Below are 15,401 nucleotides of genomic sequence, written 5' to 3' on the forward strand. Positions count from 1 at the left end.
ACGCCGTTGCAGTGCGGGCAGGAGGGAGAAGAGGTCGTCGGCACAAGCGACCGCGGTCTTTTTGCCGTTAATCAAGCAGAGACTTTCGCTCCGGATCCCATCGCTCTCGGTCACGGCGAGAAATATCTCGATCTTGCCGACCAGGATGCGGATAAGTGTCGGGTCCGACATGAATTAGAAACTCCAACTGCGGAAGAGGAAGCGCAACACGGGCCGGCCGATGAGGGGGCAGTAAAGCAATGGCGCGAGCGCGAGGCCGAAGATCATACGTTCGAGGGCTCAAAAGGCCATCAGACAGAACCTGTGCTGAAACCGGAAGAAGGCGAGGCCGTGGCGCGCCAGCGCGCACTGCTCAACCGGATTATCTCATTGCAGAAGCGCTTGTCGTCCCAATCTGACTTGACCTAATGACCTTGTCCGGCGATGAACCGCGTACCATGGCTTCGATGGCGTAAAGCTGTGCGATGTGCCGAACGGCGGCCTCGGCGATCGGCGATTTGCTGTTGCGGGCCAGTTTGACGAAGCGCCGGCGCAATTGCTCCAGCAATGCACGAGCGTCCACGGCCCCTGCGGTCGAGCGATTTCGGTCAGCCGGTCATATCCGCCTTCACCCAGTCGCGGAAACGCGTGAAGACTCTGTTCCAGTGGCCGAACGAGGGCGGCAGATCCCGCCAGGGACTGCCGGTTCAGGCGATCCACAGCACGGCCTCGACAAACAGCCGGTTGTCCTTGCCGCTGCGGCCGGGATCGCCCGGCTTGCCGAGACAAAAGCGGCTCCATCTTCGGCCATTGGGCGTCAGTCAGAACGAATCGGTCCATCCGCAACTTGAATCACAACCAAGCCCGGATGAGAATCTTGAGGGTTCTGTGAGGTCGTGGGCACACCGGCGACGTGGACGTGATCGTGAGCACGACCGTATTCCTCCGTTGAGGCCGTTGAGGGCCGCCTTGTTTGACGGACGCGAACGCTGCAGGTCCTAGGGGTAATCCTAGGAGAAGCGCTATGACGATTTCGAGGGCGGAGGTGATCACATCGGTCGAGCGGCGGCGCCGGTGGTCGCAGGATGAGAAGGAACGGCTTGTTGCAGCATCGCTCGAGCCCGGAGCCAGTGTTTCCGAGGTGGCTCGCATGGCTGGCCTTCATGTAAGCCAGCTGTTCAGGTGGCGCAAAGAGCTTTGCAAGCACAGTGAAGCGAGTATAGCGCCGTTCGTGCCGGTCGAGATTGGGCCGTCTGTGCCGCCGCGGGAGGTGGCCGAAGCGCCACTAACGACGACGGCGCGTCGACGGAAGAGCCTGGGCATCATCGAGATAGATCTTGGTAGCGGGCACCGCATCCGGGTCGATGGCGACGTTGATGGAGACGCACTACGTCGCGTTCTCGATGCTTTGGTACGCCGATGATCCCGGTTCCGACGGGCGCACGAGTGTGGCTTGCGACAGGCTACACGGACATGCGCCGAGGCTTTCCGTCGCTGGCACTCCAGGTGCAGGAGGTGCTGCGCATGAACCCGCTCAGCGGTCATCTGTTTGTCTTCCGCGGTCGCCGAAGCGATCTTGTGAAGGTGATCTGGCACGATGGCCAGGGAGCATGCCTGTTCACCAAAAGACTGGAGAGAGGGCGGTTCATCTGGCCTTCGGTTGCGGGCGATGCAGTGACGATCTCGCCGGCGCAGATGAGTTACCTGTTGTCCGGAATCGATTGGCGCAACCCGCAAGAAACCCAGCGTCCGACGCGGGTCGGATAGCCGTTTTGGGTTTGAATCTGCTGCTTGATCTGATTCAATGGCTTCATGATATCGAAGCCGGACGACCTTCCATCGGATCTTGTCAGTGCCTTGGCAGCGCTGCAGGCCGAGCGTGAGGCCCGGCTGCGAGCCGAGGCGATGGCTGCCAGCGCGCAAGCGGAGCTGTCGGATAACGCGGCGCTGATCGCGCATCTCGAGTTGCGGATCGAGAAGCTCAAACGCGAACTGTACGGGCAGCGCTCCGAGCGCACTGCGCGGCTGATCGAGCAGTTGGAATTGGAGCTCGAAGAACTCGTCACCACGGCGAGCGAGGATGAGCTTGCCGCGCAGGCCGCGGCGGCGAAGGCGCAGAAAGTCCGCGCCTTCACGCGCAAGCGACCGGTGCGCAAGCCATGGCCGGACGACATCGAACACGTGCGCGTCGTTATCGAGGCTCCGACGACCTGCGCCTGCTGCGGCGGATCGCGGCTGGCGAAGATCGGCGAGGATGTGACCAAGACGCTGGAGGAGATCCCGCGTCGCTTCAAGGTCGTCGAGACGGTGCGGGAAAAGTTCACCTGCCGCGATTGCGAGAAGATCAGCCAGCCGCCCGCGCCGTTCCATGCAACACCGCGCGGCTTCATCGGCCCGCAATTGCTGGCGACCATCCTGTTCGACAAGTTCGGCATGCATATCCCGCTCAACCGCCAGAGCGCGCGCTTCAAGGCCGAGGGGATCGACCTGCCGTTATCGACGCTGGCCGACCAAGTCGGCCACGGGACCTTCGCCGTCATGCCGCTCTTCCACCTGATCGAGCGTCATGTGCTCGCGGCCGAGCGCCTTCATGGCGACGACACCACCATCCGCATCCTGGCGAAGGGCAAGTGCAAGACCGGTCGGATCTGGACATATGTGCGGGATGACCGGCCCTTCGCCGGACCTGCGCCGCCGGCGGCGGTCTATTACGCCTCGAGCGACCGTCGAGGCGAGCATCCACAGAAGCATCTGGCCGCCTTCGCCGGTATCCTGCAAGCCGATTGCTACAACGGCTTCGAGCCGCTGTTCGATCCGCAGAAGAAGATGCTGCCGATTACGCCGGCGTTTTGCTTCGCCCATGCGCGGCGGGGCTTCTTCGAGCTGGCCGACATCGAGAAGAATGCCCGGGAAGGCCACAGGGGCAAACCGGTCTCCCCGATCGCGCTGGAGGCGGTCAGGCGTCTGGACGCCCTGTTCGAGATCGAGCGCGCCATCAACGGCCGCAGTGCCGACGAGCGGCGTGCCGTGCGCCAGGAGAGAAGCAAGCCGCTGCTCGACGACATGCACACCTGGCTGCTGCGCGAGCGAGAAACCCTGTCGCGCTCCTCCGAGGTCCTGAAGCCCATGAATTACATGCTCAGGCGCTGGGCCGACTTTGCCCGCTTCCTCGACGACGGCAGGATCTGCCTCAGCAACAACGCCGCCGAAAGAGCGTTGCGCGGCATCGCCTTGGGAAGGCGCAATTGGACCTTCGCCGGCAGCCTGCGCGGCGCTGACCGCGCCGCCATCATGCTGACGATGATCACCACCTGTCGTCTTAACGATGTCGATCCCAAAGCCTGGCTCTCCGACGTCCTCGCCCGGATCGCCGATCTTCCCGCTTCGCGTCTGCACGAACTGCTGCCCTGGGAATGGAAGCTCCCGCGCCAAGCCGACGACCCCAACGATCAGCAAGCTGCCTAACCTTCACGCAGCGCCATCATAGCCGACCCGGCCCCCGCGCGCATGCGTCAATCTGGCGGCCTTCGTCGTATGCGTACGCACGACCTCATAGAAGCCGGATTGAACGAAGCCGCGGGTTGTTTTGGCGCTATGGGGAAAGTTACCGCGGCGTGCTGGCGAGGCTGCTCTGACGACGGCGGCGCAGTTGATGCGAGGCGCCGTTTTGGCGTAGGAAGATCTCGCGGATTGGGTACTGAACGCGAGCAACAGGTCAGGTTCAGTCGTTGGCCAGCTCTGGAGTCGGTATTGCGGCAGTCGATCGGCATAGTTGACCGATTAGCGACAGGACGCGCGGCAAGCTCGGTGGCAGTGATGACGAAAATCGGCGGCGATGAGATCATGACGTATCACAGTAGAATGGCTGATGCGTGGATGAGCGCGGAACGGCTGCGATACGCCGCATGGTACCGCCGCAATCGGGATAGATGAGGAAGTCACAGGCGTTACTCTGTCGATCGCTTTTGACGTGAGCGTCCGCCAACTCGGAGTTGGTCGTGACGTGAAGGGCATCGAGCAACCGGCGACAGAGGCGAGATTGTCGCCGCGTTGGCCGTTGGCGAGGAAGCCGTAGTAGCGAATCCGGTGGAAGCCATCCGGCAGGACATGCAGCAGGAAACGGCGGATGAACTCGTCGGCATCGAGCGTCATCAGTTTGGTCTTGCCGTCTTGGCGATAGTCTTTCCAGGCGAAGCGGACCTTGCCGTCAAAGAGCGAGACCAGCCGGCGGTTAGCGATGGCGACGCGATGGGTGTAGCGGCCGAGATAGGCCAGCACCTGTTCGGGGCCACCGAACGGCGGCTTGGCATAGACGACCCATTCGATGCGCCTGAGTTGGTCGAGCCCGGTGGCGAAGGCCGTGGGCGCGGCCATACCGGCGAGTTTGCCGAAGAAGCGCAGCTTGCCGCCTCGAATGCATCCTGCAGGTTCTGCAGGAACAGGCGACGAAACAGTCGCGAGAGCACGCGCACGGGCAGGAAGAAACCGGGGCGGCAAGCGATCCAGCGCCTGCCGTCGAGCGAGGGGCCGCCGCCTGGCACCACGCAATGAATGTGCGGATGATGGCACCCACGCCCACAATACCCTGAGCGCCGATAATACAGATGTTCAGGTCTTCTACCCCTTTCACCCGCTTCATGGTGTTACCCTGCGGATTCTTCGCAGACCAACGCGAGGAGATGGGGCGGTCTGTGTCATGGATCCAGCCGGGAGACGACTGAAGATTCCCATCTGGATGCTGTTGCCGGAGTGTGCCGAGATCACGATCTCGCAACGACCGCGCCTCGGTAAGCAAGCCCTCCTATCTCTCGCTTCATTGATCGCCTCACGACTCGACTCACCCTGTCCACGATAACCTTCGGCGACCGCGCGTTAGCGGAAGCGAGGGAGGTCGTCGTGGTGCAACTTCAACTTTTAGATTTGATGATCTCAAGGGAATGCGGCGCCGTGCCAATGGACGCAGCGACACGCGCCGATCTGATCGATCTCATAGCCCGCGTTATAGCAGCGGTGTTTCACGAGGAGAGGAGAAGAGGAAATGACAGAGCTCTTGCACAATCCCAAAATCAAACCGGAGCATCTGGCTCGCAAGGCGATCGTCTACCTTCGGCAATCCAGCGAAAAGCAAGTACGACAGAATAAGGAAAGTCAACTCCTCCAGTATGCGATGGCCGAACGGGTGCGTGCGCTGGGCTGGCAGGAGGTCGAGATCATCAATAATGACCTGGGATCGAGCGCGGGCCTTGCCGCCGCCCAGCGGGAAGGCTTTGAGCGCGTCCTCAGCTCGGTAGCGCTGGGAGAGGTCGGAATCGTCGGCAGCCGAGAGGTATCACGGCTATCCCGAACGGACAAAGATTGGTGTCGGCTGTTGGAGGTATGCCAGATCTTTGGAACGCTAATCGCTGACGAGCAACAGGTTTACGATCTGAATAATCTCGACGATCAGTTGGTGTTGGGTATCAAAGGGACACTCAGCGTCGTCGAGCTCAAGGTTATACGCCAACGAATGCTGGCAGGGCAGGAAGCCAAAGCGCGCCGCGGCGAACTGTTCAAACGGCTTCCGATTGGGTATGCCCGCGACCCCGTGGGTAAGATCATGTTTCATCCCGACCGACGGATCTGCGAAGCGATACAGCTCGTGTTCGCCAAGTTTCGAGAACTGTGGAGCGTGCGTCAGACATTCCAATGGTTCCGTGATCACGACCTGGAGCTACCGGTCAATCCCATACAGGGAACGCGGCTGATCTGGAAGGTTCCTTCGCAGAGCCTAATCCGCGACATTTTACGCAATCCCTTCTACGCCGGTGCCTATGTTTGGGGACGGCGTCCAGTAACGACCTTGCTGGTAGGAGGCCGGCTCGAGAAACGTCAGAGCGCGATGCGCCCCGCCGAAGAGTGCCGCGTCTTCATCCGCGATCATCATGTAGGTTATATTGACTGGGCAACCTACGAAGAGAATCAGCGAATGATACGGCACAATTCGGTGAACTGGGAGGGGGACGAATCGATGGCGGCGATTCGCGCTGGCCAGGGTCTTCTGGTCGGACTCCTGCGCTGCGGACATTGTGGGCGCAAGCTGCATGTACGGTATTGGGGCGGCCGTGGCACCCATGCGCGCTACCTTTGCAAGGGCGACTACGATGATGGCGGGCAGTATTGCATCGGCTTCGGCGGCAGCTCGGTAGACCGGTGCGTAGGACAAGAACTATTAAAGGCGATCGCGCCATTGGGGGTGGAAGCCAGTCTGCGAGCTCTCGAAGAACTGAGTGCTGTCGGCACCGCTCAATGTACCGCCCTGTCCCGCAAGCTCGAGCAACTGGTGTATGAGGCGAGGAAGGCCTTCGAACAGTACGACGCGGTGGATGCCCGGAATCGACTTGCAGCCAGCGAGTTGGAACGGCGGTGGAACGGAAAGCTGGAAGAGATCGAGGCAGTCAAGCAGCGGCTTTCCAGTCTCGAAACCGAGCGCTACTCGTTATCGCCTGAAGAGGAAATCAGAATACGTTCGATGGGTGATCATTTTGCTGGAGTCTGGCAGAGCAACCACTGTCCCCCGACACTTAAGAAGATGATCTTCCGCACCGCCATCGAAGAGATCATTGTACGCACTGACCAGGATAAAAAAAACCTTGAGTTGCTGATTCACTGGAAAGGAGGTGCGCATACGCAACTCACGATGGAACGACCACGTTCCGTAACGGAAACGGCCACGCCCATGGAGGCGCTGGAGATCATTCGTCGCATGGCTGTTCGATACGGCGACGACCAGATTGCCTCTGTGTTGAACCGACGCGGCTATTCCACGGGTAAAGGGAAGCGGTGGAATCAGACCCGTGTAGCGACAGCCCGGCGTAACCATTCGATAGCCGGTCAAAAACGAGCTCTGCACGATCCGGAGAGAGTGAGTTTGAGCGAAGCTGCGCGAATATGCGGCGTCAGCCACCACACCATCCAAAGGCTGGTTGAAGCCGGCCTATTGAAGTGCGAACAAATAACTCCTCGTGCACCTTGGGAAGTCAGCCGCCGTGATTTGGATGCCGAACCCATTCGCAGCGTTATTGAGGGCCTCCACCGCACCGGCAAGCTAATTCTGCAGGGGGGTTGCGCGGAAGATCAACTTGCGTTGTTCACTTGAAAATCAAGGAGATGATAATGCCCGGTATCTTGAGTGAGGGTTCTGCTGCAGGGTCTGACCCCAGGTATGGAGTACCGCGGTAACACCGATTTGCGCGCCCAGACGCTTTGGATCGGCGGCGATGGTGGTGAGTGTCTCGGCGACGGCGCGGAAACAGGATCGCATAGACGGTGGCCTTGTTCTGGAACGCGATCTCGCCCGCCAGCTTCGGCAGGGTGAAGACGACGTGGAAGTACGGCACCGGTAACAGTTTGGCCTGTCGACGCGCGAGCCATTTCGGCGCGTGCCAGTCCCTGGCACTTGGGGCAATGGCGGTTGCGGCAGGTAATGGGGAGCTGGCAATCGCGATCACCGTATTTTCCTGTGTATTGCCGCTCTTGAGCTCTCCATTACAAGTCGCCCGTGCGGCCCCGTCGGGTCGGCCACTGATGGCCGGTCACATACGGGGACGAACATGTTGGAGACGTACTTTTCGGCGGCGAAGATGCTGGGGCATTTGCGCAGCGGGCCGAGCGGGCCTTACCTTGACGGGTTTGCAGCGGCACTGGAGCAGCAAGGCTATGGCCCCGAGACAGCGGTACGCTATTTGCGAGCGGCGGCTCACATCGGCCATGTCATGGCCGAGCAAGGCGCGGGCCTAACGGACATTGATCTCGCCGCGTTCGGCGAGCACCTGCGCACCTGCCGGTGTCCACGCGCCAAAGGCGGCCGGCGCAACCACCACACCATCTACGGTGCCAGGCTCTTTCGTCGGCACCTCGTCGAGCGCGGCGTTTGCCGGTCCGCGGCCGTGGGGCCAACATCCGCCGAGCCGCAGCTGGTCGCCGACTTCAAGACGTGGCTGCGCAAGCATCGCGGCGCATCCGATCCGACGATCGATTCCATGAACTTGGCAGCATGGAACGGGACGTTTGTTTGTGGATTCCTCGTTTGCGATTGACTGAACGAGGAGTTTCATCATGGCAGGATGGCGGCACGCGGTCGAGTTGGCGATGACCGATGAGGAGATTACAACGTTGACGGCTCTTTCGCGGTCGAGGACCGAACCGGCGCGCCGGGTGTCGCGGGCCGCGATGCTGCTTGCCTACCGCGAGACCCCGTCATTCTTTGCGGTGGGACAAAGACTTGGCGCCCATCATCAGACGGTCCAGCGCTGCGTCGAGCGGGCGGCGGCCGATGGTGCATTGGCGGCGCTCGACGAGCGCCCGCGACCGGGCAAGGAGCCAGTGATCACACCGGAGGCCAAGGCGTGGCTGGTGTCTCTGGCGTGCGACAAGGCCAAGGAGCATGGCTATCCGCACGAGTTGTGGACGACGCGGCTGTTGGCCCGCCATGCCCGCGAGCACGGACCAGAGGCCGGACATGAATGCCTCGCCCGCCTGGTTCAGGGCACGGTGTGCAAGCTTCTCGGTCAGGAGGAAATCAAGCCGCACAAGGTGCGCTACTATCTTGAAAACCGCGACGCCGAGTTCGAGCAGAAGATGGCGGAGGTACTGTACGTCTATCGCGAGGTCCAGATCCTGAAAAAAGCCGGCGCCCGTTCGAAGAAATCGGACAAGCCGGTCGCGATCGTCTCCTACGACGAGAAGCCGGGGATCCAGGCCATCGCGTCGACAGCGCCGGATCTGCCGTCAGTGCCGGGCGTGCATGCGACCTTCGCGCGCGATCATGAGTATAAACGTCACGGCACGCTCAGCCTGTTGGCGGGCATTGACCTGCTCACCGGGAAGGTCCACGCGCTCGTCAAAGACCGCCACCGCAGCCGAGAGTTCGTCGAATTCCTCAAGCTCCTCGATGCCGCCTATCCGGCCAAGACCGCGATCAAGTTGATCCTCGACAACCATTCCGCACACATCTCGAGAGAAACCAGAGCCTGGCTCGACACACGACCGGCAGGCCGTTTCCAGTTTACCTTCACGCCCAAGCACGGCTCCTGGCTCAACCTCATCGAGGGCTTCTTCTCCAAGTTCGCCCGCTCCGTCCTGCGTCACATCCGGGTTACATCAAAGTATGAACTCAAGGAGCGCATCATGGCTGGAATCGACGACGTCAATCGCCATCCCGTCGTCCATACCTGGTCCTATAAACTCGCCGACGCCGCCTGATATGATTCGAACCAAGAAAACGCTGACCTAGCTTGCCAGCGGGGCGCCAGCCGGCACACGAGCGACTCCTATGCCTCGAGCTTCCAGCTGCTGTTCGTGTTCGCCGCCGACCGGCTCAAGGTCAAACCATCGGCGCTGACACTCGAGCAGATCGATGCCGGGCTCGTCAGCACCTTCCTCGAGCATCTTGAGGACGAGCGCAAAAACGCGGCCGTGACGCGCAACGTTCGCCTGGCGGCGATCAAGTCGTTCTTCCGCTTCCTCGAGTACCGGCAGCCGGCAGCGCTCGAGCAGATCCGCCGTGTACTGGCGATCCCGTTCAAGAAAACTGACACGCGCCTGGTGCCCTACCTTCTGCGCGAAGAGCTCCAAGCCGTGCTCGACGCTCCCGATCCGGCGACACGCGATGGCATCCGCGATCGCGCAATGCTGCACGTGGCCGTCTGCGCAGGGCTGCGCGTCTCCGAGCTGACGGGCCTCAAGGTCGATGACATCGACCTGCCTTCGATGAGCATCCTCGTGCTCGGCAAGGGACGCCGGGAGCGGACCCTGCCGTTGTGGAAGCCGGCGGCCGCTGCACTGCGCGCCTGGCTCGCCATCCGTGGACAGGTCGCGACACCTGAGGTGTTCGTCAACGCCCGTGGTGAGCCGCTGAGCCGATGGGGCTTTGCCTATCTGCTCAGGCAGCACGCCGCGACTGCGGCTCGCAAGCAGCCCGGTCTCGCCAAGAAACGCGTCTCGCCCCATGTGCTCAGGCACACCTGCGCGATGGTCGTCCTGCAAGCGACCGGGGACATCCGGAAGGTGTCGCTATGGCTGGGCCACGCTACGCTGACGACCACCGAGGTCTACACGCGCGGCGATCCGACCGAGAAGCTCGATGCGATGGAGGCGATCGTGCCGCCCCACCTGCGGCGCGGCGTCTTCCAGCCGACCGACAAGCTGATCGAACTCCTCAGGCGTACCTCGTAATGGAGAGCGGGGTTGGCGGTGATTAGTGCAGGAGCGCGATCAAGTTGCCGCCAGCTCCCCATTACCGGCTTTGCCCATAAGACAGGTAATGGGCGTCGCCCATTACCTGTCGCAACCGGCACTGTCCGAAGTGTCAGGGGCCAGCCCGGGCCGCGTGGCTCGCCGCGCGAGAAGCCGACCTGCTGCCGGTTCCCTATTTCCACGTCGTCTTCACACTGCCGGCTCCGATCGCCGCGATCGCCTTTCAGAACAAGGCCATCGTTTATGCGATCCTGTTCAAAGCCGCCGCCGAGGCGATGTCGACGCTCGCCGCCAATCCACGCCGGCTCGGCGCCGGGATCGGCGTCGTGGCCGTCCTCCACACCTGAGGACAGGCGCTGACGCACCATCCCCACGTCCACTGCGTCGTGCCGGGCGGCGGCCTCTCGCCCGATAGCGCGCGCTGGATCGCCAGCCGACCAAACTTCTTCCTGGCCGTCAAACCGCTCGCCCGGCTGTTCAGACGCCTGTTCCTCGAACGTCTGACCGCCGCCTTCGACGCCGGCACCCTGAACTTCTTCGGCGATCTCGCATCTCTGGCCGAGCCTGCTGCCTTCACAGCTCACCTCGTCGCCATGCGGCGCATCAGCTGGGTTGTCTACGCCAAGCGGCCGTTCGGCGGTCCCGCGCAGGTGCTGGCCTATCTCGGCCGCTATACCCATCGCGTTGCAATAGCCAACAGCCGGCTCGTAGCCCTCGACGAGGATCACGTCGCCTTTACCTGGAAGGACTACCGCCAGAACGGCACGACAAAGATCATGAAGCTCAAGGCCGACGAGTTCATCCGCCGCTTCCTTCTTCACACGCTGCCCGATGGCTTCCATCGCATCCGCCACTTCGGCTTCATGGCCAACAGCCATCGCGCTGCCAAACTCGCCCTTTGCCGCAAACTTCTCGATCGTGAGCGGACAGCGCCAAACGATGGCGAGCCGTCGCCTGTGGAGTCGGACGCTCTGACGTGGCCCAAGGCTCCCACCTGTCCTGAGTGTGGTGGCGTCATGCGCATCGTCGAGCGCTTTCGACACAGCTGCAACCGCTCCAGTCCTCAAACATGCCCGTTCCGGTGCGATACATCGTGAGCCAAGTCATGCCGTGCACAACGATCGCCATTCGTCATTCCGCTCCCAGCGTCTCGATCATCGTGGACGCTGTCGAATCCGTGCTGCCACACGGCGCGACAACAACCGTCCGATGCAGCAAAACGCCTATCGCGATCTCCGGCAAAGCGCGCCTGATCTCAACTCTTCCCCGATGAACACATCTCGCAGCTCTGCCTCACGTGCCGAGCCGGCAGACCGGGCCTTGCGATCTCCAACAATCCCCATAGCTGCAAAACCGCGCATACCCGCCCGCGCCTTCGTTCAATCCGGCTTCAATGAGGTCGCGTAACTGCGCATGCCGCGCCAGCGCGTGAACGCGACCTCACAGAACCCTCCAGATTCTCATCCGGATCGAAGCAGTGTTGTGGATTGCCCGCACGGGCAGTCCGTGGCGCGATCTGCCGCGCGCCTTCGGCAACTGGATAACCGTGTACACGCGCTTTCGCGACTGGGCGAAGGCGGGCGTCTGGAAGCGAATGTTTAATGCAGTCTCAGACGAGCCGGACATGGAATACGTCATGGTCGATGCCACCATCGTCAAGGTCCACCGCCACGGACAGGGCGCAAAAGGGGGACGCAAAACCAGGCCATCGGCCGCTCGAAGGGGGGAATGACTACCAAAATCCTGGCACTGACCGACGCGCTCGGCAATCTCGTGCGTTTCGTGCTGCTGCCCGGACAGCGTTTCGACACGGTCGGCGTCCCGCCGCTGATCGAAGGGCTGGCCTTCGATGCGCTGATCGCAGACAAGGCGTTCGACAGCAACGCCATCATCGCCGACCTCGACACACGCGGCGCCAAGGTCATCATCTCCCAGCACCCGCGGCGCGCAAAACCTCTCGCCATCGACCAGGAAATGTACAAATGGCGGCATCTGATCGAAAACTTCTTCTGCAAGCTCAAGGAATTCAAGCGGATCGCCATGCGTGCCGACAAAACTGACCTCAGCTTCGGAGCAATGATCAACCTCACCGCCGCCGTGATAAATTCAAGATGAATCCAAACAGACCCTAGTCAGCCTCGTGCACAAGAAGCAGAAATCGACTTCCGCCGAGCTCGTGCCGTTGGAAGAGCACCGCGCGCAGGCCGCGGAGTAGGGCTCGCAAGCAGAACCGGTCGATTCGAATTTGCCGATGTGGTGGATTTCGCCGGAAAACCTATTTGTTGCTGATTTACAACAATTCATGAGAAGAAGAGCTGCGACATTGCGGAGGCAAGGTACCCAACACACATCGCCGATGTTGCCCGTGCGCTACTCGCTAGGGCGTTTTAGGTAGGATGTCTTGAGAAACCTGCTTTGGACGATGCCGATCGCTTCGGCAGTTGCATTGGTCGGTCCCGGTTCGGTATCGGCTGCGGACCTCCCCTATAAGGCTCCGGCCCCGGTTCAAACGGTCGGCAGTTGGACCGGCTTCTACGCGGGTCTGAACGGCGGCGGTGGCTTCGGCTCGACCGGAGCGAATGAGTTCGGCATGAGAGGTGCCGCACTCGGCTTTCCCGGTGCGATGGGCGTCTACGATCTTGGCCACACGATGAGCGGCGGCCTCGCCGGCGGCCAGGCTGGCGTCAACTGGCAGATCAACTCCTGGGTTTGGGGTTTGGAGGCCGATCTCGACTGGGCCAATATGGGCGGGCGCAAGACAATCTCACGTCCTGTGGTGGCCGCGAACAACGGGCGCAGCAGCTTTCCGGGTAACTTCGTCACCGCGAGCCAGACCATCGACGCATTTGGAACGGTGCGTGCCCGGGCCGGCTTCCTGGCGAGGCCCGACCTCCTGCTCTATGGCACCGCCGGCCTCGCTTATGGTGACGTGGGCGCGCAAGGCGACTTCCATCTTCAGAGACCAGCCGCTTTCCGGGATTTCGGAGCGTCAGGCCACGCATTCCAGGTTGGCTGGACCGCCGGCGCGGGCGTCGAGTACAGGTTCGCCCCGCACTGGACGGTCAAGGGTGAATACCTCTACTACGATCTCGGCAACCACTCGCTGACCTCCGGCTTCGGCACGCCGACCATGGCGCCTGGATTCCAGTCGCAGTATGATTTCGCGACGCATGGCAGCATCGCGCGCGTCGGCGTGAACTATCATTGGGACGCAGCTCCCGACGGGGTCGCGGTAGCGACGCCTGGCATGCCGGTGAAGGCGCTCAAGGCGCCGCCGCCGCTTGTGCTGTCGCCATGGATCATTGAAGTCGGCGCGCGCTACTTCTACAGCTCCGGGCGTACCCGTTTCACGCTGGGCGATCCGTTCGTGCCCGGGCAGGTCCATTCGCAGTTGACGTACAAGAATCTCGGCAGCCACGCAGGGGAAGCCTTTGCCCGGCTGGATCATCTTTCCGGATTCTTCGCCAAGGGCTTCGTCGGCGCGGGCAACATCAACGGCAGCATCAACGACGAGGATTTCCCGCCGGCGATCCCGCTGTATTCCAACACCGTCAGCAACGTCAACAACGGCAGCCAGGCCTATGGCACCGTCGATGCCGGCTACAATTTCTGGAAAGGGTCGAGCTTCAAGGTCGGCGGCTTCCTCGGCTACAACCGGTTTTATGAGAACGTGAATGCCTATGGCTGCACGCAGGTTGCGGGCAATCCGTTTGGATGTACCCCGGCGATTTCCGGGAGCGTGCTGGGTCTCAGCAAGACCGAAACCTGGGACTCGCTGCGTGTCGGCTTGAACGGCGTGATCAATCTGGCTCCGCAGTGGAAGCTCACATTGGACGGCGCCTATCTGCCCTTCGTCCACTTGAGTGGCTTTGATAACCACTGGCTGCGGCCGGACATCAACCCGCTGCCGCAGTCGGGAGATGGCTGGGGCTACCAACTCGAGGGCATCGTCTCCTATGATGTGACGCAGAACTTCAGCGTCGGCGCAGGTGGCCGTTACTGGTACGCGAAGACGGACAACGGCACGACCAAATTCCCTGGCGTGCCGGCGTCTCCGACGACCTTCACCTACGAACGCTTTGGCGGCTTCCTCCAGGCCTCCTACAAGTTCGGCGAGCCTCCCGCCGGCGTCCGGTACTGAGCCGAATAGCGCTGTCCTGAAGGCGATCGGATCGCCAAAAAAGTTGCGCCAGGCATTGGGGGATGCCTGGCCGCGCGCGAACCGGTCTGGGACGGGGAGGGGTGGGGATGTGACCGGTCGCGTGTTCGAAAATCCTTGTTGGCTCAGCGTGAGCTTGCGGTTGCAACGGCCGGGCGGTTGTCACCGAGCGAGACCCAGACATTGGGATCGCTCTGCGACTGGCGCTTGACGAAGCGGTAGCCAGTATCAGTCCAGGCGACGACGTTCTCGTTCTGGTTATCGAGCACGAACTCGCCCTTGTCGGTCTTCACAGTCAGAATCGCGTGGCCTTCGCCCTTCTTGTCGCGGACCACCGTGATCAACAGCGCCTCGCGCGGCCAGCCGGCATCCATCAGCATCTTGCGCTTCAGGAGCACGTAGTCCTCGCAGTCGCCCTAGCCGTCAGTCGGCAACGACCATTTCTCGACAACGCCCCAATGATCCATGTCGGTCATCGGCTTGATCGCTTGATCGTCTCATTGACCCACTTGCTGACCCGCACGAGGTCGCGCCAGGCGGTCTGCGACAACACGATGTCGCGTGGTTGCGTCGGGCCGCCGCGGCACTCGCCCGGATTGTCGGCGCAGAATTCGACCCAGCCGATCGGCGAACGCGTGGTGTCACCCAGGCTGGCGTAGAGCACGTCGCCGGCCTTGGCCGAGACGCAAGTTGCAAACAGAATGGCGGTAACCGCCAAACCTTTCCCCTGCCCCCTGAAACCAGACATTGTGGCCCCCGTTTCTCTTGTTGGGACCACTTTTGCCACAAAGGTTTTGCACTGCCGCTAACTAACAAGTTCCGGCTCTTGCGCTTGTGGCCGATAGCGCGCTGGCGGAGCTGGGAAATCCTGAAGCTGCAACGCCAGTTGCTCAAAGACACTAGTCGTACTGAGTCAGAAGGTCGCACGCACGGGAGGCCAGGAATCAAGTAATTGAGGAGATTCGCAATTTGGCGTGTGGAGGGCCAGATGAATCTCGATCAGAGCGGAGATAGCGAGACGCGTTTTGCG

9 protein-coding genes and 7 pseudogenes are annotated in these 15,401 nt (G+C 61.7%); 12 read left to right on the forward strand and 4 right to left on the reverse strand.

From position 1 onward, the window contains the following. The coding region (locus C7G61_RS45310; RefSeq protein ID WP_190242226.1) for a hypothetical protein at positions 1-408 on the forward strand (408 nt) is incomplete at its 5' end. Between the two features lie 194 nt (positions 409-602). Here the strand turns inward: C7G61_RS45310 and C7G61_RS46620 are convergent. Next, a pseudogene (locus tag C7G61_RS46620) lies at positions 603-819 on the reverse strand (transposase); the annotation flags it as partial. A 184-nt stretch (positions 820-1,003) separates the two neighbouring features. On the opposite strand from C7G61_RS46620, the gene tnpA reads away from it, so the two are divergent. Genes tnpA through tnpC form a run of 3 tightly spaced genes read left to right on the forward strand, consistent with a single transcriptional unit; the run spans position 1,004 to position 3,444 of the window. Then, positions 1,004-1,402, forward strand: coding sequence for an IS66-like element accessory protein TnpA (gene tnpA / locus C7G61_RS40450; RefSeq protein ID WP_108523150.1), 399 nt, complete (start codon positions 1,004-1,006; stop codon positions 1,400-1,402). Continuing rightward, on the forward strand, positions 1,399-1,746 hold the full coding sequence (tnpB, locus tag C7G61_RS40455) for an IS66 family insertion sequence element accessory protein TnpB (RefSeq protein ID WP_108523151.1): 348 nt from the start codon (positions 1,399-1,401) through the stop codon (positions 1,744-1,746). Before tnpA ends, tnpB begins: the two co-directional genes overlap by 4 nt. A 45-nt stretch (positions 1,747-1,791) precedes the next feature. Next, complete coding sequence (tnpC, locus tag C7G61_RS40460; protein WP_108523152.1) at positions 1,792-3,444, forward strand: IS66 family transposase; 1,653 nt, start codon at positions 1,792-1,794, stop codon at positions 3,442-3,444. Positions 3,445-3,954: 510 nt separating this feature from the next. On the opposite strand, the pseudogene C7G61_RS46625 reads toward tnpC, so the two are convergent. Next, positions 3,955-4,544 (reverse strand): annotated as a pseudogene (locus C7G61_RS46625) (IS91 family transposase); the annotation flags it as partial. 473 nt (positions 4,545-5,017) lie between these two features. Between C7G61_RS46625 and C7G61_RS40470 the strand changes: the two are divergent. Beyond that, on the forward strand, positions 5,018-7,114 hold the full coding sequence (locus C7G61_RS40470; RefSeq protein ID WP_108523153.1) for a recombinase family protein: 2,097 nt from the start codon (positions 5,018-5,020) through the stop codon (positions 7,112-7,114). Between the two features lie 33 nt (positions 7,115-7,147). Here C7G61_RS40470 and C7G61_RS40475 read toward each other — a convergent pair. Then, positions 7,148-7,440: pseudogene (locus C7G61_RS40475) on the reverse strand (IS91 family transposase); the annotation flags it as partial. 158 nt (positions 7,441-7,598) lie between these two features. Between C7G61_RS40475 and C7G61_RS40480 the strand changes: the two are divergent. The 7 genes and pseudogenes from C7G61_RS40480 (at position 7,599) to C7G61_RS40505 (ending at position 14,353) form a co-directional block, all read left to right on the forward strand. Next, on the forward strand, positions 7,599-8,054 hold the full coding sequence (locus tag C7G61_RS40480; protein ID WP_145963787.1) for a hypothetical protein: 456 nt from the start codon (positions 7,599-7,601) through the stop codon (positions 8,052-8,054). A gap of 19 nt (positions 8,055-8,073) precedes the next feature. Further along, positions 8,074-9,219, forward strand: a complete 1,146-nt coding sequence (locus C7G61_RS40485; RefSeq protein WP_108523155.1) for an IS630 family transposase — start codon at positions 8,074-8,076, stop codon at positions 9,217-9,219. A gap of 36 nt (positions 9,220-9,255) precedes the next feature. Further along, positions 9,256-9,477: pseudogene (locus C7G61_RS47845) on the forward strand (site-specific integrase); the annotation flags it as partial. Between the two features lie 48 nt (positions 9,478-9,525). After that, on the forward strand, positions 9,526-10,191 hold the full coding sequence (locus tag C7G61_RS40490) for a tyrosine-type recombinase/integrase (protein ID WP_476727213.1): 666 nt from the start codon (positions 9,526-9,528) through the stop codon (positions 10,189-10,191). A gap of 104 nt (positions 10,192-10,295) precedes the next feature. Continuing rightward, a pseudogene (locus C7G61_RS40495) lies at positions 10,296-11,309 on the forward strand (IS91 family transposase); the annotation flags it as partial. A gap of 371 nt (positions 11,310-11,680) precedes the next feature. Then, positions 11,681-12,327, forward strand: a pseudogene (locus tag C7G61_RS46630) (IS5 family transposase); the annotation flags it as partial. Positions 12,328-12,613: 286 nt separating this feature from the next. Next, positions 12,614-14,353, forward strand: coding sequence for an outer membrane beta-barrel protein (locus C7G61_RS40505; protein ID WP_145963788.1), 1,740 nt, complete (start codon positions 12,614-12,616; stop codon positions 14,351-14,353). 143 nt (positions 14,354-14,496) lie between these two features. Here the strand turns inward: C7G61_RS40505 and C7G61_RS40510 are convergent. Then, positions 14,497-15,119, reverse strand: a pseudogene (locus C7G61_RS40510) (transglutaminase-like cysteine peptidase). Positions 15,120-15,401 lie beyond the last annotated feature (282 nt).

The organism is Bradyrhizobium algeriense, from assembly GCF_003062295.1.
Classification (GTDB): Bacteria; Pseudomonadota; Alphaproteobacteria; order Rhizobiales; family Xanthobacteraceae; genus Bradyrhizobium; species Bradyrhizobium algeriense.